Source organism: Aurantivibrio plasticivorans, assembly GCF_055392955.1.
Genome location: NZ_AP036020.1, coordinates 2,067,288 through 2,093,983, shown reverse-complemented (window position 1 = coordinate 2,093,983; position 26,696 = coordinate 2,067,288). Strand labels below are relative to the sequence as shown.

General features: G+C 45.2%; 19 protein-coding genes and 1 tRNA gene. 9 read left to right on the top strand and 11 right to left on the bottom strand.

Translation table 11 applies throughout. The features are described 5' to 3' along the window. Positions 1-489: 489 nt before the first annotated feature. From ACZ5NB_RS09320 to ACZ5NB_RS09300, 5 genes are all read right to left on the bottom strand, one after another. The gene (locus ACZ5NB_RS09320; RefSeq protein ID WP_460234864.1) at positions 490-1,230 is read right to left on the bottom strand and encodes a tyrosine-type recombinase/integrase; all 741 of its coding nucleotides are present in this window, start codon (positions 1,228-1,230) and stop codon (positions 490-492) included. A gap of 192 nt (positions 1,231-1,422) precedes the next feature. After that, positions 1,423-2,976, bottom strand: a complete 1,554-nt coding sequence (locus ACZ5NB_RS09315) for a HAMP domain-containing sensor histidine kinase (protein WP_460234865.1) — start codon at positions 2,974-2,976, stop codon at positions 1,423-1,425. 1 nt (position 2,977) lies between these two features. After that, positions 2,978-3,778, bottom strand: coding sequence for an outer membrane protein OmpK (locus ACZ5NB_RS09310; RefSeq protein ID WP_460234866.1), 801 nt, complete (start codon positions 3,776-3,778; stop codon positions 2,978-2,980). Positions 3,779-3,788: 10 nt separating this feature from the next. Then, complete coding sequence (locus tag ACZ5NB_RS09305) at positions 3,789-4,541, bottom strand: substrate-binding periplasmic protein (protein WP_460234867.1); 753 nt, start codon at positions 4,539-4,541, stop codon at positions 3,789-3,791. A gap of 911 nt (positions 4,542-5,452) precedes the next feature. Next, positions 5,453-5,529 (bottom strand) — tRNA-Arg (locus ACZ5NB_RS09300). A gap of 264 nt (positions 5,530-5,793) precedes the next feature. On the opposite strand from ACZ5NB_RS09300, the gene ACZ5NB_RS09295 reads away from it, so the two are divergent. The 3 genes from ACZ5NB_RS09295 (at position 5,794) to xthA (ending at position 11,303) form a co-directional block, all read left to right on the top strand. Then, entirely contained in the window at positions 5,794-8,088 is a 2,295-nt protein-coding gene (locus ACZ5NB_RS09295; RefSeq protein WP_460232980.1) for an ATP-binding protein, read from the top strand. Between the two features lie 184 nt (positions 8,089-8,272). Then, positions 8,273-10,387, top strand: coding sequence for a carboxy terminal-processing peptidase (locus tag ACZ5NB_RS09290; RefSeq protein WP_460232979.1), 2,115 nt, complete (start codon positions 8,273-8,275; stop codon positions 10,385-10,387). Between the two features lie 100 nt (positions 10,388-10,487). Further along, positions 10,488-11,303, top strand: coding sequence for an exodeoxyribonuclease III (xthA, locus tag ACZ5NB_RS09285; RefSeq protein WP_460232978.1), 816 nt, complete (start codon positions 10,488-10,490; stop codon positions 11,301-11,303). A gap of 8 nt (positions 11,304-11,311) precedes the next feature. Here the strand turns inward: xthA and ACZ5NB_RS09280 are convergent, their stop codons facing one another. Next, a complete protein-coding gene (locus ACZ5NB_RS09280; protein ID WP_460232977.1) occupies positions 11,312-13,507 on the bottom strand; it encodes a response regulator in 2,196 nt (731 codons plus the stop codon). Positions 13,508-13,741: 234 nt separating this feature from the next. Here ACZ5NB_RS09280 and ACZ5NB_RS09275 point away from each other — a divergent pair, with 234 nt between their 5' ends. Then, positions 13,742-14,068, top strand: coding sequence for a hypothetical protein (locus tag ACZ5NB_RS09275; RefSeq protein ID WP_460232976.1), 327 nt, complete (start codon positions 13,742-13,744; stop codon positions 14,066-14,068). A gap of 73 nt (positions 14,069-14,141) precedes the next feature. Further along, positions 14,142-15,350, top strand: a complete 1,209-nt coding sequence (locus tag ACZ5NB_RS09270) for an IS256 family transposase (RefSeq protein ID WP_460233227.1) — start codon at positions 14,142-14,144, stop codon at positions 15,348-15,350. Positions 15,351-15,418: 68 nt separating this feature from the next. Here ACZ5NB_RS09270 and ACZ5NB_RS09265 read toward each other — a convergent pair whose 3' ends face one another. The 4 genes from ACZ5NB_RS09265 to ACZ5NB_RS09250 form a co-directional block, all read right to left on the bottom strand. Beyond that, positions 15,419-17,803: a flagellar assembly protein A gene (locus tag ACZ5NB_RS09265; protein ID WP_460232975.1), complete on the bottom strand. Its 2,385-nt coding sequence runs from the start codon at positions 17,801-17,803 to the stop codon at positions 15,419-15,421. Positions 17,804-17,921: 118 nt separating this feature from the next. Beyond that, entirely contained in the window at positions 17,922-18,401 is a 480-nt protein-coding gene (rraA, locus tag ACZ5NB_RS09260; protein ID WP_460232974.1) for a ribonuclease E activity regulator RraA, read from the bottom strand. Positions 18,402-18,518: 117 nt separating this feature from the next. Continuing rightward, positions 18,519-19,448, bottom strand: coding sequence for an electron transfer flavoprotein subunit alpha/FixB family protein (locus tag ACZ5NB_RS09255; protein ID WP_460232973.1), 930 nt, complete (start codon positions 19,446-19,448; stop codon positions 18,519-18,521). Next, positions 19,448-20,197, bottom strand: coding sequence for an electron transfer flavoprotein subunit beta/FixA family protein (locus ACZ5NB_RS09250; RefSeq protein ID WP_460232972.1), 750 nt, complete (start codon positions 20,195-20,197; stop codon positions 19,448-19,450). Before ACZ5NB_RS09250 ends, ACZ5NB_RS09255 begins: the two co-directional genes overlap by 1 nt. Positions 20,198-20,629: 432 nt before the next feature. On the opposite strand from ACZ5NB_RS09250, the gene ACZ5NB_RS09245 reads away from it, so the two are divergent. Together ACZ5NB_RS09245 and ACZ5NB_RS09240 are read left to right on the top strand one after the other, a co-directional pair. Then, on the top strand, positions 20,630-22,270 hold the full coding sequence (locus ACZ5NB_RS09245; RefSeq protein ID WP_460232971.1) for an electron transfer flavoprotein-ubiquinone oxidoreductase: 1,641 nt from the start codon (positions 20,630-20,632) through the stop codon (positions 22,268-22,270). A gap of 653 nt (positions 22,271-22,923) precedes the next feature. Then, positions 22,924-23,172: a DUF2970 domain-containing protein gene (locus tag ACZ5NB_RS09240; protein WP_460232970.1), complete on the top strand. Its 249-nt coding sequence runs from the start codon at positions 22,924-22,926 to the stop codon at positions 23,170-23,172. 178 nt (positions 23,173-23,350) lie between these two features. On the opposite strand, the gene ACZ5NB_RS09235 is transcribed toward ACZ5NB_RS09240, so the two are convergent. Next, on the bottom strand, positions 23,351-23,833 hold the full coding sequence (locus ACZ5NB_RS09235) for a MarR family winged helix-turn-helix transcriptional regulator (protein WP_460232969.1): 483 nt from the start codon (positions 23,831-23,833) through the stop codon (positions 23,351-23,353). A gap of 693 nt (positions 23,834-24,526) precedes the next feature. Here ACZ5NB_RS09235 and ACZ5NB_RS09230 point away from each other — a divergent pair. Both ACZ5NB_RS09230 and ACZ5NB_RS09225 read left to right on the top strand, forming a co-directional pair. Beyond that, positions 24,527-26,191, top strand: a complete 1,665-nt coding sequence (locus tag ACZ5NB_RS09230) for a nitrite/sulfite reductase (protein WP_460232968.1) — start codon at positions 24,527-24,529, stop codon at positions 26,189-26,191. Further along, complete coding sequence (locus tag ACZ5NB_RS09225; RefSeq protein WP_460232967.1) at positions 26,175-26,669, top strand: DUF934 domain-containing protein; 495 nt, start codon at positions 26,175-26,177, stop codon at positions 26,667-26,669. Before ACZ5NB_RS09230 ends, ACZ5NB_RS09225 begins: the two co-directional genes overlap by 17 nt. Positions 26,670-26,696: the final 27 nt, after the last annotated feature.

Sequence of the window (26,696 nt, the reverse complement as noted above, 5' to 3'; positions counted from 1 at the left end):
GGTCTATAAAAAATGGAGATCCCCATCCCAATTTCGTATTTTAGGATTGACTAAGGTAGGTATTCGCGACAACATCATGGTTCCACCCGTACGAAAGCTCGAATACCCGGATCTCCGGTAACGCGTCTACGTACACCAAAACCCCATTTCGTTGGCGCGATTTGGGGTTTTTTTATCCAAGCTCACTCGAGCGAGCAACCCCTAGATATAGTGGTTGGTAAAAACGCACATACAAGATAATGCGGTTTTGGGCTAAACGCAAGGTTACAAAATGGCGTGTTTTTGTGGGAAAATCTGTGGATAACTTAGGGGGTCAGTGGTCGCTAATCCAGCGCTCCAAAGGGGTACGAGGCTTATCCACAAAGGCGATACCCTGGGTTTGAAATATAATCACTGAAAAAATATAAATATTTTTGAATATCGGGTCAGAAAACAGAGACCTGTACACCTATACATACAACTTTCGACTGAGCCATCTAGCGGAGATTGCTAGTGAAAATCCACACCTTCCAAAAAATGCACCCCATCAGCGGTCAATACATTGGTATAAATTTCGGTGGAATCCACCGAGCGATGCCCCAGTAATTGGCTGACGTATTTCAACGGCCGCCCATGCAATAGCAAATGAATCGCAAAGCTGTGCCGAAAGGTATGGCTACTAATCCGAAACGGCGCCCCGCCCATTTTGTCGACGATGCTATCGATGTGGCGATTCACGGTTTGCCGCGCAATCGGAAATATCCTCTCGCTTTTGTTGTAACGCCCCACCCACAAATAACTTTGTAACCGGTCTTTTAGTAACGGATCCAAAATCGGCACATAGCGTTTGGCCGAACGTTGTAAGGACGCTTTGGACGGCCGCCCTGCCCGTTGTTTTAAAGTTTTTAACATCACCCCAAAATCATACCCATCATCAATAAAGCTTGTGGGTGTTAAGGCTAAGACTTCCGAGACGCGCGCGCCAGTCGTCCACATGATGTCGAGGATGAGGCGGTACATGGGGTGTTTTTCAGCGTCGAGGAGCGTTAGGACTTCGGGCTTTAATAAATAGCTGGGCATTTCTTCGACGGTTTCGAGGACGATGGGCCGTTTCGTGACAAGGCGCTCCCAGTCGATGTGTACGGATTGAATGGGAAATTGCACGGCAGGCCGCTCGACCGGCGAAAAGAGTTTTGTCGGGCGGGTGGCGCTCGGCGGAAATGCCGGGTCTGAGGATGAAAATTGTGCCAATTGCCCTGCTCCATTGGTGCAACACGAGACCCATTGTAAACACGGTCAGTGCTCGTTGGCTAGGCTAAAACACGGGAGAAATGCAGGAAAAACGCTAAGAAGCGCAATGCACCAAAATATCGTCAGTTGGTACATCGGTAACTATTTGACGGCTATCTATCTGAATGGGCGAGCGACAAGAGCATTGAAAGTCTATGCGGGTTTTTCACCACTTGATTCCGGCAACCACACTTGGAACAAGCTACCCTTCCCGAGGATGCTATCTACCCTGATTTCACCACCGTGGAGTTTTACTAGCTCATAGACTATTGCTAACCCTAGGCCTGTGCCTGGCACTGTGTTGAGGTTTTCGTCGCCTAACTTCTGGAAGTGCTGAAACAACATCGGTAATTCATTCTCTGCGATACCGACGCCGGTATCGAGAAACGAAATTGTACAACCAGCAACGTCATTATGTACTTCACTGGAGGTACTGATAGCGATGGAGCCGTCATTGGTGAATTTAATAGCGTTGGACACCAAATTCTGAATGAGTTGTATCAACCGCTCAGGATCAGCTTCGACATACAGATTAGGCGTAATGGCTAACTCAAGGTTAAGGGATTTGTCTTTGAGCTTTGATTTCACTTGCTCTACGGCCGATTCAATAAGACCACCAATCTCAACCCGCTTTTTAACGAGTGATATGTTACCGCCGCTTATACGACTCATATCGAGCATTTTATTGATTAAGTCTAATAAAGCTTCGCTATTGCGGAGAATAATTGCGTAGATTTCTTTGTTCTTTTCTTCGTTTTCGCTTCCTACCTTTTCGGTATTGCTATTTCTAGCCAAGCGACGGCTAAACCCAATAATTGCATTTAACGGCGTGCGTAACTCGTGGGAAATATTCGCTAAGAAGTTGGTTTTAATCGAATTGGCTTGACGAAGCTGCTCAATGGTACTTTGCAATTCCGTGGTTTTGGCATTGACAAGACGTTCAAGGCTGGCTGTTTGGTTGTTGATGATATAATTTTGGTTTCGTAACTCATTGAATAGCGCTTGAAAACATACTTTCAAACGATCTAGTTCGTTTTCATCACTGTTTGAGGTATTTTGTGATGCATCGTTCTCTGACGCGGATATATCTTTAGCCTCTTCAATGTCAAGACTGATGACGTCTTGTTGTAGTGCACTGATGGGTTTACCAACAAATCGATTGATTACCCTCACTGCAATCAACCACAATGCAAACGTTTTTAAGGATGCTGCCAACAGCGATACAAGAAACGTCGTATAGGCTCTCGCGAAAACTGTTTCAAACCCAGAGAATACATAAAGTGTTCCGATGATTTCTTGAGGCTGATCGGGCGATCGAATGGCGTAGTACTGCGTATACGTTTTAGAAAAACTATGCACCTGGCTATTGGGTTTGAGCTCTCCTACTTCGCCCACCTGGTAACTAAAATCGTCGCCACCAACTATGGCTACACCCAAAATTTCCTCATTGTTACCCAAGCCATCAACAAGTGCTTTCACTTGCTCTTCATCATAGTTCCATAATGCGCTACTAAAAGAGCCTTCAAAGTTTCTGATGAGGGAGTCGATTTTCAGATGTTGGTTTTCTTTCTCATGGTAAAAGTCGTAGAACAATTGCGATCCTGTTACAGCAATTGCAATTATGAAGTAGGCCGCCAGAATAGTGCTCACTAATTGCTTGGCAAGCGCTTTTTTGACCGGTTTCATTTCGGCGATAAGCTTACGCATGTTAGAAACGCCAGACTATAAGCAGTTGCGGAGCTGACTCCGTCGTTGATGGATCACCGAGTTTATTTCTCCAGTATTGGTACTCGATTCCAACAAATAGTCGATCCTTTTGCTCCCACACAGCGTGGCCAAGGTCGTAACGAAACTGAGTTTGCGATAAAACAGAATAGGGAATATCGTCCCCTAAATCGTTTTTCCGAGCATGGACATATTCTACGTGTCCAGTCACGCTAAATCGGTGCTGGCCTACCGAAAAGGGAAAGAGGAATGCAGTATCTATTTGCCAGCTATCATCCTCGGCTGGAGCACCGCCTTTATCCAACCCCCGCGACTTATCGATGTAACGCATTATGTCGGTGTTTAGATATGCAAAACCTGGTGCATCAAAAAATAGTTTTAGACCCGGCATCACCTTCATTTTTTTCGCGGATGTCGCAACGTTTAAGCCCAGCACTAAGCCCAAAGCTCTAACAGGACCAATAGAGAGGTCGCTACCTGTTACATCATTTAGATTAAGCGTTGGGATAAACTCGGCAAAAGCACTGGCCTCATTAAAGCCGTCGGTATTATCGTCAAAGGCAAAGTCGACAAAAAAGAAGTTCTGGCCGTATTTCCAACCACTACTATTTTGAAGTGTAACAATTGACGTTCTTGCAGTCTCGCCGCCGGCAAAAGAAGGCGCATCTAAGTTGCCATATTGGAGGTGCAGCTCAGTCTCAGACCACTCGGAACCGAATACTGAAGATATCAACAGGAACGTTAGTAGCGCTGGCAACAGCAACAATCGAATCACTTGTTTCATGACAGCCTGCTCACTCGTTTACCTCTAAATTATATTGTGAGCGAAGCGTTGCTACTTTGGATGAAGCCAGGTATTCATTAAATTGTGTTACAACATCGCTATATCGTTTAGTAGACAATAAATAATTTGACGCGTCATGCGGACAACCTTCAGAAAAACTAAGTTCATCTTTTGTTATCTGCATATCTTTCATCAAGGCATGTGCAACCGATATATTGACAAAGGCAGCCTCTATGCGACCGGCTTTGACCATTTTTAGTAAGCTTTCTAGCGCGTTAACCTGAACCGCCTTGAGCTTTTTTTTCTCAATATCAGGTAAATAAGGCCAGGGGGTAAATCCTCGAACATACCCCAGAGATTTTAGGGGAGTATTTTCACAATCACGTGAAGAAAGAGTGAGCACACCATCAATGAACCCCACGACGGGATCACTGTATAAAACCGTCAGCCCCCTCTTCTCATCACTTCCCCAGTTGGGATTATCCGGAAATTTGAAATCTATTTTTTCATTCCGGAATTCCTCATAGAGCCTGTTAATTGGTAATGGGCGAAACGTAAATGAATGCCCTGAGTATTGTGAAAATCCGTCAAAAAGTTCACGTGCAAATCCGTGATACTCGCCATTTTCAAGGTAGTAATATGGCTTGTAGTTGATTGTCTCAACACCAACAATATATTCAGCAGCCCCTATCAAAGGTACTCTACTCAGGCTAAGCAGCAGAACGACAATTGTCGCCAAACGCAAATTCAATTTACCTGTCATGTAACACTGTAAGCTGTTCATTTAAAAAGCTTAGCAGTTGTTTTAGGTTTTATAACGGCTCGAATGACCTTGTTGACCCTTTTGATCTATCGATTTATTGTGGGGCTACGATATACGTTTACACGGGCGCGACGATTGCCTAGTTGGCGTTTTTAGGGGGAGTATGGCGAGAAACGAGAGATAGACAACAACATCGCCGAAGATGTTGTTGCCCCTGCGGGGCAGCGTCGCTTCGCTCCTTGTCCCAGTTACTCTCGTAACGGGTCGAACTGGGAGCTTTGGCTGAATATTTCCGGGTGCGCCATACACAAAACGCCCGCTTGTTGGCGAGGCGTAGTTTGGTGAGTGTTGTATGGCGTAAGGTGAGAGATTGACAACAACATCGCCGAAGATGTTGTTGCCCCTGCGGGGCGGCGTCGCTTCGCTCCTTGTCCCAGTTACTCTCGTAACGGGTCGAACTGGGAGCTTTGGCTGAATATTTCCGGGTGCGGCATACACAAAACCCCCGCCAATTGGCGAGGCGTAGTTTGGTGAGTGTTGTATGGCGTAAGGTGAGAGATTGACAACAACATCGCGGAAGATGTTGTTGCCCCTGCGGGGCGGCGTCGCTTCGCTCCTTGTCCCAGTTACTCTCGTAACGGGTCGAACTGGGGAGCTTTGGCTGAATATTTCCGGGTGCGCCATACACAAAACCCCCGCCAATTGGCGAGGCGTAGTTTGGTGAGTGTTGTATGGCGTAAGGTGAGAGATTGACAACAACATCGCGGAAGATGTTGTTGCCCCTGCGGGGCGGCGTCGCTTCGCTCCTTGTCCCAGTTACTCTCGTAACGGGTCGAACTGGGGAGCTTTGGCTGAATATTTCCGGGTGCGCCATACACAAAACCCCCGCCAATTGGCGAGGGTTTTGTGTATGGCGCACCCGGAGAGATTCGAACTCCCGACCAAGTGGTTCGAAGCCACCTACTCTATCCAGCTGAGCTACGGGTGCATGTCTCGAGATGCTTGTATTGCTTTATCCGCACATCAAGAGGGCACGCATTCTACTGGATTTATTGAAAAGTGAGAACAGTAAATCGATAGCCTTCTATACTTTTTGTATTGGAGCACCTAACAAACAGTGGAACGCTGGGTTACTGCTCATTTTTTCAACGGTCCAGATACGCACTAGCCGTTTATAACCAAGTAAAAAGGTCGGATATGCACTGTAACGCAAAAAATAGACAACGTTCGCTGTTCTATTCGGAGCATTAAATTGAGCATCATCTACAAGAATATTGGGATCGCGGCTATTTACGTTGTGCTGGGGCTGGGATCTCTCGTTGTTAACCCACCTGGTAGCTTTACTACGTTTGTATGGCCATCTGCGGGCCTGGCCCTAGCGGCAATTCTTATCTGGGGACGACCTATCCTCCCCGCTATTTGGATCGGCTCTACGCTCGTTCATGGCTCATTTCTGCAAAACTTTGCTTCAATACATCTTGCCGACTTAGTTGTCGCCAGTATTGCTGCGGGCTTTGGAAGCGCTCTTCAGGCGTTTGTTAGCTACTCGCTGTATAAAAAGCTATTTACCAACCGCTTGGTCCCTGCATCAGATCGGCAATTTATCACGCTGATGCTAATAGGTTCTTTGGGCTGTGTCATTTCGCCACTGTGGGGCGGCTTTTTACTGTATTCCAGACTGGGGTTAAGTGACTTTCAAGTGTGGCAGTTATGTTTTGGCTGGTTTTCTGGCAATGTTATCGGCCTGCTCCTTGCGACCCCGTTCTTTCTCTATGTTGTATTTAATTGTATCGGTATCAAAACCCATCAACGCGTAGGTCTATTTGCTTTCCTAGTTTTTTTCCTTGGTTTGGTCAATATTGGTCTTCATATCGTTAAAGAAGATAGTTTGCAAAAAAATAATGAAATACTTGCTCAGACTGGACAAAGTGCAGGTTTCGAAATACAGCAACGAATGTATTCAATGGCTCAAGCACTTGATTCGTTGCGTGCTTATCAATTAGCAAGCGGTGGTTTAGAGCTTAGGGAATTTAACACTATAGGTGATAGCGTAATACATTATGAACCTAGCATTACGACGCTGGCATGGGCCCCGAGGGTATTATTTAACGATGTAGACAGCCTCTTAGATCAGGCATCCATCGAGGTGAATAGTGAGTATAAAATACTAGAGTACAACATAAACCGAACATACACAGATGCTGGCCAACGCAGCGTTTATATACCGGTCTATTTTGCCTACCCAACCGGCCCTGATAGTTCCGCTGGTCTCGATCTACTCAGCCACCCTTCGACGGCAACTGCAATTGAAAAAAGCCTCAGTAGAAAAAGTATATTCTCGACCGCTTTATATACTAAACCCAGGAATGGAGAGCCTGGTGTAATGTTTGTGATACCTGTGATTCAGGATCAGAACGCCGACCGACAATATTCAATTGATAGCAATAACTTCCTTGGTGTAATGCTTCTTGTATTTGAACCTAAACGATTGATTGAAAACATCGTTAAAAAATACGGCTTAAATAGAGATTTTAACTTCAATGTTATTGATGAAACTGATGAAAACAACACCCTGATCTATACCAATGGCGAAACACAAGTGTTGAGCTATCAGCAGGAAATTGATGTGTTTAATCGAACCTGGAAAATGTCTTTTGGCATCAAACCTTATAGCGATTCTCTGACGGCTTACAACACTCAAAATGCTTCATATTTATTTGCCATTATTGCAAGCTTTTTTGCTTCTACTTTAAGTATGACGTTCGTAAATCGTCAAATTAATATTGAAAACTTAATTCAACAACGTACTGAGCAATTGTCCTCTGCAAAAAACCAAGCCGAGGCGGCCAATATCGCGAAGAGCCAATTCCTCGCCAACGTTTCTCATGAATTAAGGACACCATTAAATGCAGTCATTGGTTTCACTCGCCGAGTGCTTAAAATGGATAGCGACGAATTATCGCAACGTTCATTCCAAGCGTTGACTACCGTCGAAAAAAACGCCCTCCATTTACTATCCATTATCAATGACCTTTTAGATATTGCGAAAATAGAGTCTGGCAAAGTCGAGATACACAAAGAAGTTGTATCGATAGAAGACGTCTTTGCCGACGTTAAGAATGACTTGATCTATGAAGCGCAGCAACGAGAGCTTTATCTTGATTTTAAGCTTCCAGAAAGCGAACTATTGGTCTTAACAGATCGTCAGAGGCTAATCCAAGTATTATTTAACCTGGTCTCAAACGGTCTCAAATATACCGAGACTGGCGGTGTGACCGTCGAAGCACAAATCGGCTCGCTAAATGACCATATGGGTGTTTGGATTTCTGTCTCTGATACCGGTATAGGGATTGCGAACGAGGAATTGAGCACTGTTTTCGGCAAGTTTGTCCAGGCTAGCTCGAGGACTCATGGCACGCCAGGCACGGGTCTCGGCCTCACAATCACTAGGGAACTGGTTAACCTCCTAGGGGGTCAATTAGAGGTCGATAGTACTCTTGGTGAAGGCTCGGTGTTCCGCTTTTGGTTGCCCAGATACACAAAATAGCGTCGCGCGACGAGGAGCTAAAGCCTAGAAATTAAGCGTCGCAGGTATTAATAGGCCATTTATAGCAACTAATTCGCGTTATTCAGAGGCGTTTAATTGAATTCATCGGCGCTATAATGCTTAATTACAAACACTATATAAATGCTTGTTCAACTCCCCTCAACACTTGGAAAACGTACGACTTATGAAGCTAAGTAGATCGAACTTAACCACCCTCAAGCTAGCTGGTTGGTCATTCAGCGTACTATCCTTAATGTTGTGCTACGTCAGCACGAGCGTGGCACTGACACAACTCACCCCTCTGAGGGAACAAGGTAAAACTGCTCAAGAATTAGTCAGCACATTAAATAGCCGGCACTTTCGAAAAATGCCTTTGAACGACACCATGTCTGAACGCTTTTTCGATAATTATATCGACACCCTTGATCCAGCGAAGAGCTTTTTTTATGAGAGCGATATCAAAGAGTTCGAATCGCACTCTACAAAGTTTGATGACTATATTCGTGCCGGAGACCTCAGTGTCGGCTATGACATTTTTAACCGCTATCGTCAGCGCGTCGCTGTTCGCTTAGAGTCTGCGATTAGTCGTTTAGAAAACCCCGATCAAACATTTGAGTTCACGACGGAAGATTCAATCAACGTCGATTTCGAAAACAGCGTTTGGTCCAAAGATTTGGCTGAATCCAATAAACTTTGGCACAAGAGAATCAAATTAAATCTGTTGAGTTTGATGTTAACTGATAAAACCTTGGAAGAGGCTAAAACAGCGCTCATTAAACGCTATCAGATGCAGCTGACCCGTGTAGAGCAACAAAATCAAGATGACGTGTTCGAGACTATGATGAATGCGCTCACCCTCCTCTACGATCCCCACACAAATTACATGTCACCAAGCACCGTGGAAAACTTTACCATCAATATGTCCTTACAATTGCAAGGCATTGGTGCGGTTCTTCGTACCGAGGATGAGTACACTAAAGTTGACCGGGTTATTGTCGGCGGCCCAGCTGACAAACAAGGAGAATTAAAACGCTCCGATAGAATCGTGGCGGTGGGACAAGGCGACCAAGGCGAATTGGTCGATGTGATTGATTGGCGTCTCGACGATGTGGTTCAGCTAATTCGTGGCCAGCGCAATACAATAGTCCGACTCAAAACCTTAACACCTGAAGATCAAATCAAAATTGTTAAAATCACGCGTGATACCGTCAAACTCGAAGAGCAAGCTGCCAAGAAAGCCGTATTTGAATTAACCGATGGTAAAAATCTGTATAAGGTTGGCGTTATCGACATTCCTACCTTTTATCACGATTTCGAAGCTTACCGTCGCCGCGACCCCAACGCTCGCTCAACAACACGTGACGTACAACGCCTAATCGACGAATTAAATGAAGAAAATGTCGACGGCATTATTTTAGATTTACGTGATAATGGTGGCGGTTCGCTACAAGAAGCAACCATGCTAACCGATCTGTTTATCGACCCAGGCCCTGTGGTGCAGATCCGTACCAGCCGAGAAGAAATAGACAGGCGTTACACCTCACGTAGAGTAGCCTACTACCGAGGCCCATTACTGGTGCTAATCAATCGATTAAGTGCATCCGCTTCGGAAATTTTTGCCGGTGCGATTCAAGATTATAAACGTGGTCTAGTGGTTGGAAACCAAACGTTTGGCAAAGGTACGGTTCAATCACTATCTCCTCTATTGCAGGGACAATTAAAGATTACCGAATCTAAATTTTACCGTGTCTCTGGGGACAGCACACAACATCGAGGTGTTATCCCTGATGTTAAATATTTTGATTTCATTAAAACAGAGGATATCGGTGAAAGTTCCTACGATACCGCTTTACCTTGGGACCAAATTCATAAAGTGCCCCATGCAACCTACTTCGACTTCGATGATATGGTGCCATTCCTCCAGACCAAGCATAACCAACGGGTGGTAAAAGACCCAGACTATGTTTACCTAATTGATCAGGCTAACCTGATTAGAGAGAACGAAGATCGAAAATCTATTTCGCTCAACCTGGAAGCACGTAAAAATGAGCAAACGAGCATTCAATCGAAGAGTTTAGCGATTGAGAATAAACGCAGAAAAGCAAAAGGCTTGAGCACCTACAAAACTGTCGAAGAACTTGAAGCAGAAGACAGTAATGGTGACGATGACGCACCACTTTCAGCTGACCAAGAAATTGATCCTGATAAAGATCCAGTGTTAAACGAAACTGGACACATACTCGTAGACTATATCAAGCTACTCGAAAATGACCGCGTACAAAAAATAGCAAATTTTTAATCATTCAACCGTCAAAAAAGCGAAGGCCGGGATTTATCTAAAATTCCGGCTTTTGCAATTTTGAGACTGTAAATAATCCTGGGGAAACAATATATCTATCATGAAAGCCGTTTCATTCAACGTAAATAGTATTCGCAGCCGACTACATCAACTTGATGCTGTGGTTCAAGCGCACAATCCAGATTTTATTGGATTACAAGAAACCAAAGTCATTGATGCCGACTTCCCACTAGAGCATATAGAGGCCTTAGGTTACCACTCGATATATCACGGCCAAAAAACGCATTACGGCGTCGCCCTTTTGTCGAAACTTAAGCCAACTAAAGAGCAATGCGGCTTCGAAACTGATAATGAAGAAGCTCAAAAGCGCTTTGTACTAGGCGAATTTGACTATCCTGGTCTTGGAAAATTAACCGTAATAAATGGTTACTTTCCGCAAGGAGAGAGTCGAGAGCACCCCACTAAGTTTCCAAATAAAGAAAAGTTCTATCGTGATCTTCAATCGCTATTAGAATCCTCCTACGAGAAAAATCAGCACATCATCGTCATGGGCGATATGAACATCTCGCCAACCGATAGCGATATTGGTATTGGTGACGACAACCGCAAACGCTGGTTGAAAACCGGGAAATGTAGCTTTTTGCCTGAAGAAAGAGAATGGTTGGAAAGGTTACAAAACTGGGGGTTAGCCGATACGTTCCGTACGATACACCCGGAAACGAACGATCTCTTTAGCTGGTTTGACTATCGTTCACGCGGATTCGAACGTGAACCGAAACGCGGACTTAGGATCGATTTAATACTGGCCAGCAACTCGCTAAATGATCGCTGTGAAGACGCTGGTATCGACTATGACATTCGCGGTATGGAGAAGCCTTCCGATCACTGCCCTATTTGGAGCAAATTTAATATTTAGGATTAGAGTCAGTGTGAGATTTGGCTTTGGTCTCGACCTAACCAGCGCCTTATCGACCCTTCGAGTTGATTATATTGAACGGGTTTTGTTAAACAGTCGTCCATCCCCACCGCCATGCAGCGCGTTTGATCTTCCGCCGCGCTGTGTGCGGTTAAAGCGATGATGGGAATGTGGCGTGATATGGTCCCTAGTTTTTCCCGATCCCTTATAGCCTCTGTCGCAGCAAAGCCATCCATACCGGTCATCTGACAGTCCATTAATATTAAATCGTATTCATCTTGCTCAAGCATCAATAGTGCTTCTTTGCCATCCTGCGCCAAAGAAGGTTGGTAGCCTAGTTTTTTAAGCATACCGGCAGCAACGAGTTGATTGACTTTTTGATCTTCGACAAGAAGTATTTTTCCACAACTTTCAATATTAGCGGCTATTTGATTGTTTTCCTTTGAGTCAAGCTTTGCGTCGCCATTGTCGCGGTGAATGGTATACAGCAACTCCTTTAACCGCCGTGTACTTAAAGGCGCACTCAGTTTATATACGTTATCTGATGGATCGGCGTCAGAGGAAGGACCTTGATGTTCAACACCCAAGATATGATTCAATTCATTAATAACATAAATTACCGAATCATATTCGGCCAGTTCGAGCTTGGTAGCCACGTGCTTAGCATCAGACTCGTGATCAAGAAACACCAACACCATTCGTTTTACGCCTTTACTCGACACGGTATCAGAAACCCTATCATCATCGTGATCAACGAATGCCATTCCCCAGTCTTCTATCGCTGAATGTAGCGCTGTTTTCAGAGATGCTGGAACATTATGTATCTCTAGTAGGCTCTGCCTAAACGTATCCCTAAGGTCGATTTCTGCCCTATTGTGGGAAACCGTGGTTACTGGAATTTTTATATTTGTTTGTTCGTTTTTGCTTTTCGCATGAACTACGTCACCGCCTAAGTGCTTGATGATTGCTTCCCCAATCATAAGACCTGACGTATCGGCGAGGGTATCGTCATTGGGTTGAACATCTTCATTTGACTTAGCTGTGGCATTTGGGACATCAACTGTATCAATATAAATGAATTCACCAACGTTTAGTTCTCCAACGACATCCACTGATACAAATAAATCTCCTGTACTGCAAGTTTCGATACGATAGTTGAGATAATTCTCGAGTGCCTGGCAGACCTTTTGACTGTCGCATTTGATACGAGAAGGAAAATCACTTGCTATACAATAATTCAAGCGGATATTTCGTAATTTAGCAAAAGAACCAATAGAAAAGAATAAAGCTTCCAGTTCTGGGACCAGATTAACCGCGCTATTCTCAACAGGCAGTTTGCCACCTTGAAGCTTTACGTAGTCTTCAATGGAATCTAATTTTCTTAGCTGGGCAATAGCTACACGCTTAACATATTTCTGTATTTCAGCGAGCGTTTCGGGCTCGCCATCATCATTAAGTAAAGAAACCCCAGCTATAATGTCATTGATACCGTAGGTTAATCCGCGGTTAATATTTAGGTACTGACTAGAGTTAAATGCTGACTCGGTTTTATGCGTTGCTTGCTGAGCAGATAAAGCGTAAAGCTTTTGTTCGGTCAGAAACTTATCTTCTTGGAGTTGCCAAAATTTCTTTGCCTGTACGTAGCCCAAAAGACATACCAATACACACAAGCTAAAACATAGAGATATTATGTGAACAGATTGTATATTGACGGATGAGATTAACATTACAGCGATAGGCGTAAACACCCAAACCACTAGGTTAAACACCGTGTAAAAACGATACAAAGGGGATAAATACACGACACTTGAAAATGATAAAACAGCGTAAACAAAACACACTAAAATACTGCTAGAAGCATTCAAATATTCCCAGGAGTACCCGATTGATAGAGCATTTAGTGAGATTGTTGTTAACAATGCTACATAGAATAGTCGACGCCAGCGTTTGGCACCGCGGGCGTATATCGAATCAAATTGAATCGCCAACATAAGGGTGTATAGCGAAAACGCGAGGGCAAGCGCAGTACTCGTTATAACAGGCCAACTCCCCCCTTTACTCGTAATCGTAAAACCTATACTGAAAACATTGATACCTAGAAAACTGACCGCTGCCCAACGCCCAAATTCCACAATATTTTCATCTAGCGATCTATTGATCCCTCGATCTTTACGCACTTTTTCGTTAACCGCAACGAGATTCATAAAGAGCATGACCTTAAACGCGTTATCTTTCAATTTATCATTTGAGTATAGGACGGAATTGGTTGCGCTCTTTATGCGCTGTTCTTATAAAGGTTACATCGATTAAACAAAATTAGAACTAGTCGACTAAACCGTATCTATCTATTGTTAAGAACTGTGTATAGAATCCCAGTCACAGCATCAAGCCAAATATAGTGCTGATTGAATATAACTACCATTGGGAGAGTACTTACTATGAAAAAACAATTAAGCTGTTTGATACCATTAATTGCTGCGGGACTATTGGTCACAGCGTGCGGAGAACCCGAAGATGCAGCACCAGCGTCGGTAGCTGAACGCACAGCGGACGCTGTAGAAGAAGCTGCCGAGCAAGGCGGCGATGCTATTGATAATGTTAAAGATGAGATTGCTAGCGCTGCAGAAGAAGCTGAAGACGCCGCTGAAGAAGTGGCGGAAGAGCTATCAGACAAAGCTGACGAGGCAATGGAAAAAGCAGAAGATGTAATGGATGATGCAAAAGATACGGCTGAAGAGTTATCCGAAAAGATAAAAATGCCATAAATAGCTAAAAAAGAGACTGTAGCTAAAACTGTGTAACTGCTTATTATTGACCCTAACGAGGAGATAGTAAGCAATGAACCCTAAAGATCTTGAAGCTTTCGCAAAGGAAGCGGCCAAAGCCATTAAAACTGAATCTGACCTTGATGCATTTAGGCAGATGTTAACTAAGGTGACGGTCGAAGCCGCACTGAATGCCGAGCTCGATGAGCACCTTGGTTACGACAAACACGCTCAGTCAACAAACGCCAATAACCGCAATGGTAAATCGCGTAAAACCGTCAAGACAGAGGCGGGTCAGTTTGAATTAGAAACGCCTCGTGACCGTGACGGCAGTTTTGAACCCCAGCTTGTACAAAAGGGGCAAACACGATTTACGTCCATGGATGACAAGATCTTAAGCCTCTACGCCAAAGGCATGACCACGCGCGAGATCGTTGCCACCTTCAAAGAAATGTATGGTGCTGATGTTTCGCCGACATTGATATCCCGTGTCACCGATGCTGTTATTGAGCGCGTTGTTGAATGGCAATCTCGGCCGCTTGATCCTGTTTACCCTATTGTCTACCTAGACTGTATCGTCCTTAAAATCAGGCAGGATAAGCAGGTGATCAACAAGTCGGTTTACCTAGCTCTCGGTGTGACCATGGAAGGCCATAAAGAACTGCTAGGCATGTGGATCTCAGAAAATGAAGGCGCTAAATTCTGGCTAAACGTCTTAACCGAGCTACAAAATCGCGGCCTGCAAGATATTCTGATTGCGTGTGTTGACGGCTTAAAAGGCTTTCCAGATGCGATCAACAGCGCCTACCCCAACACACGTATTCAGCTATGCATTGTGCACATGGTGAGAAACTCCGTGAGGTATGTTCCTTGGAAGGACTACAAGGCCGTTACAGCGGATTTAAAACGGATTTACCAATCCGCCACTGAGGATGAAGCGCTACTCGCGCTGGATCAGTTCTCGGAGCGTTGGGATGCAAAATATCCGCAAATATCACGCAGCTGGCGAAGCCACTGGCACAACCTGAACACGCTGTTTAGCTATCCGCCAGAAATACGCAAAGCAATTTATACCACCAACGCCATCGAGTCTCTCAATAGCGTGATTCGCAAAGCGATTAAAAAACGAAAATTATTTCCAACAGACGACTCGGCTAAAAAAGTCGTCTTTTTGGCAATTATGGACGCTTCGAAAAAATGGACGATGCCGATTAGAAATTGGAAGGCCGCACTAAATCACTTTATGATTGAATTTGACGAGCGATTAAGTGACTATGTTTAACCAGCAGTTACACAGAATTATTTACAGTCTCCTAAAAAACACCATTTCTTAGACTTGGGGCTGCCTGTTCAGCCCTTTTTATCAAGCGGTTTGATATGTATAACGTTATTCGTGCCGAGCGTTATTCGACAGCGACGTATTTCTTCAGTTATTTTTTTGGATCCCCCAAGTATTTTAATTTTCACGCCAGGATAGATTGTATCCTCAACAATGATTTCAGCCGTTAGTCTGGCTTCTTCATAACGTTCCCGATACGCTTTAACCAATTCCGACAAACGCTCTTTTGCTTCAAGATTAACTTTAGCGCTCTCTTCCAATTGTTTAGTTTCTTCTAAATATTGCTTCTTAAACTTAGGATCAAGTTCTATTTCGACAAAGGTTACCGCAGCAGCTGGTGAACCTATGGACTTTGCTCGAATAGTTTTTTCTGCTTTCGCCACGCCGCCAATAATATTACCCTTTCCTTTTTGTGCGTAAACACTGCCTTTGGCATGCAGCCGTGAACTCATGCAGGAATGCTCGATAATAATATCGCTATAAGAGTAAATTTGAGCATTCTGAGAAAATTTGACAGTGACATTGCCCACAGCGTGTATATATCCATCACCTCCTTCAGGCTGGACGATACCGCCACCAATATTAACGTCGCCACCAGCAATCAAACGGGCGTTTTCGATATTATTTCGAACAATAATGTGCCCATTCGCCTTAACTTCAAATCCACTTTGTACGCTACCACCGACATCAATACAGCCTTTCTTTTGAAATAAGTTACCAGACTGTAGATCGACATCACCATTAAGTTGGAAAACCTCGGTAACATGAACCACGTTATCCTTAATAAAAACCGCTCCAGCTTCCGTTGCATAAAAAATATTGTCCTTAAAATAGCAATGCTGACCAGCTTTGAACTGGATATCTTTTCCCGGCTCAGAGGGTTGAGATTCACCTGTAATGGTAACAGCAGGCTGTCCCAGGGTCGCAGCAACTTTAGTGCAAATTGGCTGATTCCCTTCTACGTTAACGATAGTGCCCCGTTCTTTGTAGTCAATTGTGCCGTCATCCTTGGTAACGCCCGCTTTCTTTTCCAAGTTGAGGATATATTCAAGGTAAGCGTCGCTACCTGCTTCACCATCTTTACCGGTGGCTATTGAGCGTTTAATTAGAGGCTGTCGGGTTTCTTGCACTTGAGAAATAGCGCTCTCTATAGCCTGGGTGTCGATGCCGTAGCTAACGCCTAGTAACTCTAACTTTTTTAATATAAGTGATGTTGTTATGGGGTAGTTATCAGATTGATAATTCGCATATAGAGTCAACATTGCGCTCATTTGATCTTCAGCTAACTCTACAGGATCAATGACGACTATTTTGTTGTCTCTTATGGCCGGGTATCCATATAGCAGAACTGACGCAGTATATTGTCCAGTCGTTTCATTATGCTCAACATTGTCGCCCGGTAGGAGAACAGGAAGACTTCGAGTTGCTACAGCCAACGGTTTTATTGGCTTGCCAAACACATCACTCCCATCCTCTCCATCGCTCGCTGGAAAGCGTTTAGCGATCACACTGCCCTCTTTTACCACATCCAACGCAACTAAGCTGACCGCTTCATCGACTGGTTTTACGGCTCCTTCGGCGTTAGTTTTTTGAGGATTAATGGAATCAAGATACTTCTCTGGCGACTCACCATTAATTTTGAATTGGTATTTCAGCGTTGCCGGTTGCGGTGGAACGGGTTCTTTTCCCTTGGCTACTACCACCTGCGTTACGACTTCGTGAGTTTCCTCAGCCTCTTCGAGCGCCGCCAAAATTGCATCTTGATCAACGCCGTAACTAACACCTGACTGTGCGAGCGCATCGGCAATATGCTCAAAACTTATCGGGGTGCCCAACGTAGTCGCTGCATGAATGTCCATCGTCGCTTGTAGCTTATCAGGCGCCACAAAAACAATAGGCTCCACACTTAGCTTGTCAGCGGCTGATGACAACACACCATGAATTGTCGAAATCAGTTGACCATCAGCATCCAATATCGTGTTTTCACCAGCTTCTAGTGGCGTGTAATCAAAGGATGCAGCGTTAATTGGCTCGCCAAAAACAGATTCGCCCGGACAACTTTCTACCCCAGGTGATTCGATCGCTATTACTTCGCCTGCAATGACAATATCGCCCGGATGAACGAAATAGTCGATGCTAGGAGGCTCTCCCGGTACTAGCGGCTTGGCTCTAGCCACCACCCTAGCGTGAACAGAATTCCCTTTTGCAACATCGTCAAGCACGGTTTGAATCGCGCCCTTATCCACCCCAACTGTGACCTTGGCAGCCGCCAATACGCCACACAACACCCCTGCATTCAGCGCAGAGGTATCTTCAATCACGTTCAAATCTACGGTTATGGCGACTTCTTCTGGGCTCGTATCGAGCTCTATGCCATTGGGGGCTTTTTGCGTCATGAATTTTCAACAATATCGTTGTATAAATTCAGTATAGACAGCTTGGGGTACGGTGCTATTGAAAAGCTTAATGAGAGCACCAAAGTGGCGCTCTCGAAAGGAGAATTAGTGATTGCCCCTACAGGAGAGGCTTTTCACTGACAATGACCCCATTGTTATCTGCGTAAACGTATTCGCCGGGCGTAAATGTGACGCCACCAAAGGTCACGGGAACGTTTAAATCACCGATGCCACGCTTTTCGGTTTTTAATGGGATAGCCGCAAGTGCTTGAACGCCTAGATCGAGTTGCTCAAGTGCATCAACATCACGTACGCAACCGTAAATGACTAGCCCTGCCCAGCCATTTTTAACCGCTTCCTCGGCTATCATATCGCCCAGCAATGCTTTTCGAAGCGACCCACCACCGTCAACCACCATCACTTGGCCATCTCCGGGTTTTGACGCATTTTCTTTCACGAGCGAGTTATCTTCGAAGCATTTTATGGTGACAATTTTTCCACTGAAGGATTCTTTACCGCCAAACGTTGCAAACATCGGTTCGCAAACACGAACAAGCTCTGGATTATCATCACACAAGTCTGGAGTGCAAAACGTCATTTATAAGTCCCCGCAATTAATATTGAATAACGCAACTGAAAGAGTGGCCTAATTTAACAAGCACAAACAAAAAAGCCAGCATGAAGCTGGCTTTTTACGTGTTTTAAAGCAATTTCATTAGATCTTAGATTCTAATTCTGGAACAGCTTCAAACAGGTCAGCAACCAAACCATAGTCTGCAACTTGGAAAATTGGCGCTTCTTCGTCTTTGTTGATCGCAACAATCACTTTACTGTCTTTCATACCCGCCAAATGCTGGATAGCACCGGAGATACCCACAGCGATGTAAAGCTCAGGCGCAACGATTTTACCGGTTTGACCCACTTGCATATCGTTAGGAACGAAGCCAGCATCTACTGCTGCACGTGATGCACCAACACCAGCGTTAAGCTTGTCAGCCACTTTGTACAACATTTCAAAGTTGTCGCCATTTTGCATACCGCGACCACCAGAGATGATGATTTTCGCAGAGGTCAATTCTGGACGTTCGCTCTTCGCTAGCTCTTCACCGACAAATGCAGAAACGCCTGCATCATGTGCAGAACCTAATGCTTCAACTGCAGCAGAACCACCTTCAGCAGCAACAGCATCGAATGCAGTACCACGCACAGTGATTACTTTGATTGCATCCGAACTTTGTACAGTCGCGATTACGTTACCCGCGTAGATTGGACGCTTAAACGTATCAGCGCTTTCTACACCGCTGATATCAGAGATCGCTTGAACGTCAAGCAATGCTGCAGCGCGTGGCATGATGTTTTTGCCAGTTGTTGTCGCTGATGCAAGAATGTGGCTGTAATTTCCGCCAATTTCTGCGATCAATTGAGAAACATTTTCTGCTAGCTGGTGCTCGTAGGCAGCGTTGTCAGCTACCAATACTTTGCTAACGCCGGCAACTTTTGCCGCTTCTTCACCAACCGCACCACAGCCAGAACCTGCAACTAAGATTTCGATGTCGCCACCGATAGCTTGTGCTGCGGCAACAGTGTTTAGCGTTGCGGTTTTGAGGCTTGAATTATCGTGTTCTGCAATTACTAGAATACTCATTAGATCACCTTCGCCTCATTTTTAAGTTTATCGATCAAGGTATCAACGTCAGGTACTTTAATACCTGCGCTACGCTCTGCTGGAAGCTCAACTTTCAACAAGCTAACGCGAGCCGCCGTATCAACACCTAAATCAGCAGGTGTAGTCGCATCAAGTGGCTTTTTCTTCGCCTTCATGATGTTAGGCAACGACGCGTAACGTGGCTCATTCAAACGCAAATCGGTAGTAACGATTGCAGGAAGGTTAAGCGCAACAGTTTGCAAACCGCCATCGATTTCACGAGTAACGTTTACTTTGCCGTCTTCAACTTTCACTTCAGACGCGAAAGTACCTTGAGGCATACCAGTTAATGCGCCAAGCATTTGACCCACTTGGTTGTTGTCCGCATCAATTGATTGCTTACCAGTGATCACTAGATCAGGGCTTTCGTTCGCGATAACTGCTTTAAGGCACTTAGCTACTGCAAGTGGCTCAAGACCAGCGTCGGCTTCAACGTGAATACCGCGATCAGCACCTAACGCTAGCGCAGTACGAATTTGTTCTTGCGCTTGTTTAGGGCCGATAGAAACCACGACGATTTCGCTAGCAGTGCCAGCTTCTTTTAGTCGTACCGCTTCTTCAACAGCGATTTCACAAAAAGGGTTGATAGACATTTTAACGTTAGCTAAATCTACGTCAGTGCCATCAGCTTTTGGGCGTACTTTAACGTTGTAATCAACAACGCGTTTTACGGCTACAAGTATCTTCATGGATAACCCATTCAGTTAGCGATTGAAAGGAATTCGGAGGCGGAGATTTCCGCGATAAATGTGACTTGTGAGGCATTTAGCCTGGCTAAATCACAGCCCATGTACGGGCGAGGCCTCACGAGCGGCGCATATACTGAAGGTTTCGTCGCGTAAAATCAATACCCACTCGATTGACAAGTCCCTGTATTTGCTGACTTTCCGGTATTCACTGGCGAAATATCAATAACCACTTTTTCCGCTCGTTTTGACTAAAAAACAGTCAGAAGGTGTTGAATGCACGGGACTTTTCTATAGAGATGAGTCAAAACCCGCTATATAATGCGCCCACTTTCAAAAAGGCTCGGTCTGGCTGAGCCTGCCTGATTTTACTCAAATCCAGGCTCCCACAGCCGTTTGCGAATCCGGCTTTACATAGCATTAGAGGAGAATATTGTGGAAAGAGAAAGTATGGAATACGACGTAGTCATCGTCGGTGCTGGCCCTTCTGGTCTGGCTGCAGCTTGTCGACTACGCCAACTCAACGAAGAGCTCACTGTGTGTGTGGTTGAAAAAGGCTCTGAGGTTGGTGCCCATATTCTATCTGGTGCTGTTCTCGAACCCACCGCGCTTAATGAACTCTTCCCCAACTGGAAAGAAATGGGCGCGCCATTGAATACGCCCGTGACTCGCGACGAGTTACACGTGTTTCTTACGCAGAAGCACACAGTCAAAATGCCTTACCCCATCATCCCACCAGCGATGCATAACGAAGGCAACTACATTGTCAGCCTAGGTAATGTCTGCCGTTGGTTAGGCGAGCAGGCGGAAGCACTGGGTGTAGAAATTTTCCCAGGCTTTGCGGCGTCTGAGGTCCTCTACAACGAAGACGGCTCGGTTAAGGGTATCGCAACAGGCGACATGGGTATCGGCATGAACGGCGAACAAAAAGACTCCTACATGCCGGGTATGGAGCTACACGCCAAGTACACCCTATTCTGCGAAGGTTGCCGCGGCCACCTTGGCAAACAATTAATCGCCAAGTTCAACTTGGACGCTGATAGCGATCCACAGCACTACGGTATCGGTATCAAAGAGCTGTGGAAGATCCCTGCTGACAAACACGAGCCTGGCCTTGTACTCCACGGCGCTGGCTGGCCTCTAACTGAAAGTGGCACCATGGGTGGTGCATTCTTATACCACCTGGAAGACAACCAAGTCGCCTGTGGTTTGATTACTAACTTAGATTATGAAAACCCACACGTAAGCCCTTATGACGAATTCCAGCGTATGAAGCATCACCCCGCTTTTGCGCAATACCTAGAAGGCGGCGAGCGCATTTCGTACGGCGCGCGCGCACTCATCAAAGGCGGCATTCAGTCATTACCTAAGATGACATTCCCTGGTGGTTTCTTACTGGGTGATGACGCGGGTACTTTGAACTACATGAAGATTAAAGGCTCTCATACGGCCATGAAGACTGGCATGCTGGCCGCCGAACAAGTTGTTAAAGCACTTGCCGAAGAGCGTGCAAACGACGAGGTTACCTCCTTCAAGACGGCGTATGAGTGGTCTTGGGCATACAAAGAGCTCGAGAAGCAACGCAATATCGTTCCTGCACTTCACAAGTTCGGGTTCTGGCTGGGTTCTGCATACACCTTTATCGATCAAAACCTGTTCTTTGGCCATTTGCCTTGGACGCTGCGTGACAAAAAGCCTGATTATGCGGCTTTAAAACCTGCGGCTGACTGCAAGAAGATCGATTACCTTAAGCCCGACGGCAAACTGAGCTTTGATAAGTTGTCATCGGTTTTCCTATCGAACACCAACCACGAAGAAGATCAGCCCTGTCACTTGAAGCTTAAAGATCCTTCGATTCCGCTTGATAAAAACTTGCCGCTATACGACGAACCAGCGCAACGTTACTGCCCTGCTGGTGTTTACGAAATCGTTGAAGAAGATGATGGCAGCAAGAAGTTCCAGATCAACTCTCAGAACTGTGTTCACTGTAAAACGTGCGACATCAAAGACCCGGCCCAGAACATTACTTGGGTTGCACCTGAGGGCACCGGTGGGCCGAACTACCCTAATATGTAAGGCCACCGCCAATTGAATAGCTAAAGCGCCTTTCGGGGCGCTTTTTTATTACATTTCAAAAGCTTAAATTTCATATTTGACGTAACACTTTAACAGCCTCTATTGCCTCACCCCTATATAACGATTGATTTGAACCTCACTCCATAACAAAACTTGTCGATCTCAAAAAGCTCTGCGATACTCCCACCCCGACTCGATTGGAAAGCGTGGGGAAACTGGCAATGGCTAAACGGAAAGACCACAACTGGTTGGAATTCTGGAAATGTCGCTGTGGCTGGGTCGGCTCCACCAAACAGCTATCAGTACTCGTTCAAAACAATACTATTGCCTCTAAAATTTGCCCATCTTGCAGCTCCAAACACGTCAGCAGCCTTTCTAAAGTAACGCCTGTTAATACAACGGGTAGCGAACTTATCCATTAGAGCCCTTAGAAAACTTTCTGCAATTATTCATAGCCAACTTATCTCACCTCGTATGATCACCAAATCACAACGGCGTGTTGTGCTCATTGCAGATTCAAGCTGGGAATCATTTCCCTTAGTTTTTCGACTGGTGGATGTGATTCGCGCTTATGAAGTTTACCTTGAGGGTGGACACGCAGGTTAAAATCTAGAAAGATCCCATGAACAATAGCATCACAAAAGAGACGAGATATGAGCACTGAGCCTACTAACAACGAAATGGACGAGGCGCAAGAAACTGAAAAACCACCAACCTTTCTCCAAATACTAGCCAGCACACTGGCCGCAGCTTTTGGCGTTCAAAGCAACAAGGCACGGGAGCGCGATTTTAAATACGGTAGCATCAAGGTATACGCCACTGCGGGCATTATATTCACAACCATTTTTGTGATTTCACTTATCTTTATCGTTAAGCAAATTCTTAAAAGCGCGGGCGCCTAAACCTGCCTAACTTTTAATATTATATTAGAATCAATAATAGCCTAGACACTCATATTGCTTAAAACCCCCTATAAAAGGGAAAATATTCCCGGCACCCACTTTTAAAAGGTGAAAAAAAAGCCAGCGAAAGCTGGCTTCAAAGTTAACCGTACTACAAATTCGGCTATAGGGGGTTTACTTACTTCCAGAGAGACAAACTGTCAATTCCACTGATTCGAAGCAATTTTTGGATGTTACCTTTAAAGCTTCTGTGCTCAGTATTCGGTAACGCACTCAAAAAATGATCTTGGTGCTCCTGTGCTAACTCATTGAGTTCTTCGATCAACTTGGCGCCTTGGGATGTCATTTTGATGATCACAGAGCGCCTATCTAACTTGTCATGAAGCCGTTCGATAAGCTGTTTATTCTCCAACCTATCCAATAACCTGGTGACCGCAGAACGGTCAATACCAATTTGCTCCGCAATACTCGCTGGTGTCTTTGCGGTCCCTTGGTCCAGTACGTTTAGTACCATCCACTGCGGCCAAGTCACATCTAAGGGCTTAAGACGCTGATTGAATTGATCCTGCAGCGTATTCGCCAGGCGCGAGATCCAAAACGCATAACTGTTGTGCAATACAAATTCGTCTTGCACAGCTGGCTTTTTTCTAAACAAATCCACGGACAGCACTTCCACACCATTAACGTTGTGGGTAGAAATTAGTTGCCTGGAGAATTTGGGTCAAGAAGGTGGAAACGAAGGGTTATTTAGAGAGATGAACGTACGAAAAAAGTATTACACACGACTATAAACGGGTCATTTTTTAATACCCAGGATTCATAAAGGTAAGGCATAAAAAAGGCCCCACCTGATAATCAGGCGAGGCCTTTGACGTTACCTCAAGCAGTTTCTATTGAGAGCTAACCCAAAAAACAACCGTCGTGATGATAATCACTAACAATCCAGCAGCGGCCAATGCATCGTACAAACCATTGCCACTATCTTTTGCAGGGTTACTTTCGTCGGACATTGAATTACTCCTTCTACCCAAATCGATTTTTGCACCCAGTGGTGCTGACCTAAATAATTTCGGCGCACATGATAACCGGTTTTCACACTTTTGGCATACTCAATGGCGTATTTTTATGCCTTTTGGCTATCTAACGATACTTTTTAGTGATTTTACACACCACCGGCTTGGTGCTAATTTACTGCGCTTAGAAATTATCTAGCCGTATCGCCCGATAATCACATTTAGTGTATCCTTCGCGCCTCTTTTTTCACGGGGTACCGGGTGTTTTCTCAGCCTTTACGATAGTTGGCCTCCGCGCTAGTACTCTGTTTTTGTTTTATCAACTTGGGTAGTCAAACGTAATGTACGTATACGATCAACATGATCACGACATCTTGTCACAGCGAATTGCACAATTTCGTGATCAAACACAGCGCTACTTGGCCGGTGAATTGCGCGAAGAAGAGTTTCTTCCGCTGCGGCTACAGAATGGCCTTTATGTTCAACGCCTCGCCCCTATGCTCAGAATCAATGTCCCCTACGGCATGTTGAACACTGAGCAGCTACGACGCCTTGCATACATTACGCGGCATTTTGACAAAGGCTACTGCCATATCAGCACGCGCCAAAACGTCCAATTGAATTGGCCCGAATTGGCGGAAGTACCAGATATACTGGAAGAGTTATCTAAAGTACAAATGCACGCAACACAATCCAGCGGCAACTGCATTCGTAATGTAACGTCAGACCAATTTGCGGGTATTTCTCCTCACGAAATTATTGATCCTCGCCCTTACTGCGAAATTATTCGTCAGTGGTCGAGCTTCCACCCTGAATTTGCATTTTTGCCCCGGAAATTCAAGATTGCTGTCACTGGCTCGCCACAAGATCAAGCCGCGGTTCAGGTTCATGATATTGGTCTACAGATGGCTAAAGACCAGAACGGAAACACTGGTTTTCGTGTGCTTGTGGGTGGTGGTCTTGGTCGCACTCCAGTCATTGGAAGCGTTATTAAAGAATTCTTACCCGAGCACGATATCCTCACTTACCTTGAAGCAATCTTACGAATCTATAATCTTCACGGCCGCCGAGATAACAAATATAAAGCACGGATTAAGATACTTGTTAAAGCGATGGGCGCCGACGCGTTTGCTGAGCAGGTTGAAGCTGAGTGGCAGCATTTAAAAGCCTCTGACAGTGTTCTAACCGCTGAGGAGTTAGCGCGTGCCAAAACCTTTTTTACCGCGCCAGACTATCAGACATTGGATGACGCTTCCCTCAATGAGGAGCTACAAGCTAAGGCCAAGGAAGAAAAAGCATTTGAACGCTGGTTAGAGCGCAATGTAAGTGCTCATAAAATTCCGGGTTACGCAATCGTCACACTATCGCTGAAACCTGCCGGCATTCCACCGGGTGATGTGACCGATGTGCAACTAGAGACGCTTGCTGATTTAGCTGATCAATACAGTTTTGGCGAGGTGCGCACAACACACGAACAAAATATGGTGTTCGGTGATGTCTCGAAGGCTGATCTGTATCCACTTTGGCAATCCCTAAAACAAGCCGGTTTTGCTACACCGAACATTGGCACACTAACAGACATCATTTGCTGCCCTGGTGGCGATTACTGCTCTTTGGCTAATGCTAAGTCAATTCCTGTTGCAGAGGCTATTCAAAGAAAATTCGATGACCTTGATTACATCTATGACTTGGGCGATCTCGACCTCAATATTTCAGGTTGTATGAATGCCTGTGGTCACCACCATGTCGGCCATATCGGTATCCTAGGTGTCGATAAAAAAGGGCAAGAGTTTTATCAAATTCAGCTCGGTGGTAGTACAGGCAGCGAGACTGCCCTTGGCGCGGTTCTTGGCCCATCGTTTGGTCGCGAACAAGTCACTGATGTATTGAGCACGATTCTTGGTGTCTACGTTGATCAACGCCAAGCTGAAGAACTATTTATTGATACCTATCGCCGTATAGGCTTGGCCCCCTTTAAGGAGCGTGTATATGCGAAAGCTAATTAAAAACGGCGAACTCCACACTGATGAGTGGACACTACTAGACCAAGAAGATCTTTCTATTGATGCCCCACCTGAAGGGCCGGTAATCGTTCCGTTAGCTGTTTGGCAAGAGAATGCCGCTGTGTTATCAAGTCGTGGCAATGTATCTGTATGGCTTAACGGGCACGATGATATCAGCGAAGTCAAAAACGACCTTCTCTCTCTGCCAATTATTGCCGTTAATTTCCCAGCGTTTATGGACGGCAGAGGATTTTCAACAGGTCGATTATTACGCGAGCGTTATGGCTTTACCGGCGAACTAAGGGCTGTAGGTCAGTTCATTCGTGACCAACTCTGTTATTTAAAGCGTTGTGGCTATAATGCCTTTAGCTTGCCAGAGGATATCGACGTTGAAGGTGCTTTAAAATCGCTCAATGACTTTTCTGAGTATTATCAGGCAGGTGTCGATCAACCAACTCCCCTATTCCGCCGACGCGCTTAAGTCGCTCAAGCCTCTTATGTTAGATTT

What these genes read in the sequence shown, in the direction of transcription:
- ACZ5NB_RS09280 (WP_460232977.1), bottom strand. Translation starts at nt 13,507, where the DNA reads ATGAATCTCGTTGCGGTTAACGAAAAAGTGCGTAAAGATCGAGGGATC.
- ACZ5NB_RS09240 (WP_460232970.1), top strand. Translation starts at nt 22,924, where the DNA reads ATGAGCACTGAGCCTACTAACAACGAAATGGACGAGGCGCAAGAAACT.
- ACZ5NB_RS09305 (WP_460234867.1), bottom strand. Translation starts at nt 4,541, where the DNA reads ATGACAGGTAAATTGAATTTGCGTTTGGCGACAATTGTCGTTCTGCTG.
- xthA (WP_460232978.1), top strand. Translation starts at nt 10,488, where the DNA reads ATGAAAGCCGTTTCATTCAACGTAAATAGTATTCGCAGCCGACTACAT.
- ACZ5NB_RS09225 (WP_460232967.1), top strand. Translation starts at nt 26,175, where the DNA reads ATGCGAAAGCTAATTAAAAACGGCGAACTCCACACTGATGAGTGGACA.
- ACZ5NB_RS09250 (WP_460232972.1), bottom strand. Translation starts at nt 20,197, where the DNA reads ATGAAGATACTTGTAGCCGTAAAACGCGTTGTTGATTACAACGTTAAA.
- ACZ5NB_RS09265 (WP_460232975.1), bottom strand. Translation starts at nt 17,803, where the DNA reads ATGACGCAAAAAGCCCCCAATGGCATAGAGCTCGATACGAGCCCAGAA.
- rraA (WP_460232974.1), bottom strand. Translation starts at nt 18,401, where the DNA reads ATGACGTTTTGCACTCCAGACTTGTGTGATGATAATCCAGAGCTTGTT.
- ACZ5NB_RS09275 (WP_460232976.1), top strand. Translation starts at nt 13,742, where the DNA reads ATGAAAAAACAATTAAGCTGTTTGATACCATTAATTGCTGCGGGACTA.
- ACZ5NB_RS09290 (WP_460232979.1), top strand. Translation starts at nt 8,273, where the DNA reads ATGAAGCTAAGTAGATCGAACTTAACCACCCTCAAGCTAGCTGGTTGG.
- ACZ5NB_RS09315 (WP_460234865.1), bottom strand. Translation starts at nt 2,976, where the DNA reads ATGCGTAAGCTTATCGCCGAAATGAAACCGGTCAAAAAAGCGCTTGCC.
- ACZ5NB_RS09270 (WP_460233227.1), top strand. Translation starts at nt 14,142, where the DNA reads ATGAACCCTAAAGATCTTGAAGCTTTCGCAAAGGAAGCGGCCAAAGCC.
- ACZ5NB_RS09310 (WP_460234866.1), bottom strand. Translation starts at nt 3,778, where the DNA reads ATGAAACAAGTGATTCGATTGTTGCTGTTGCCAGCGCTACTAACGTTC.
- ACZ5NB_RS09255 (WP_460232973.1), bottom strand. Translation starts at nt 19,448, where the DNA reads ATGAGTATTCTAGTAATTGCAGAACACGATAATTCAAGCCTCAAAACC.
- ACZ5NB_RS09230 (WP_460232968.1), top strand. Translation starts at nt 24,527, where the DNA reads ATGTACGTATACGATCAACATGATCACGACATCTTGTCACAGCGAATT.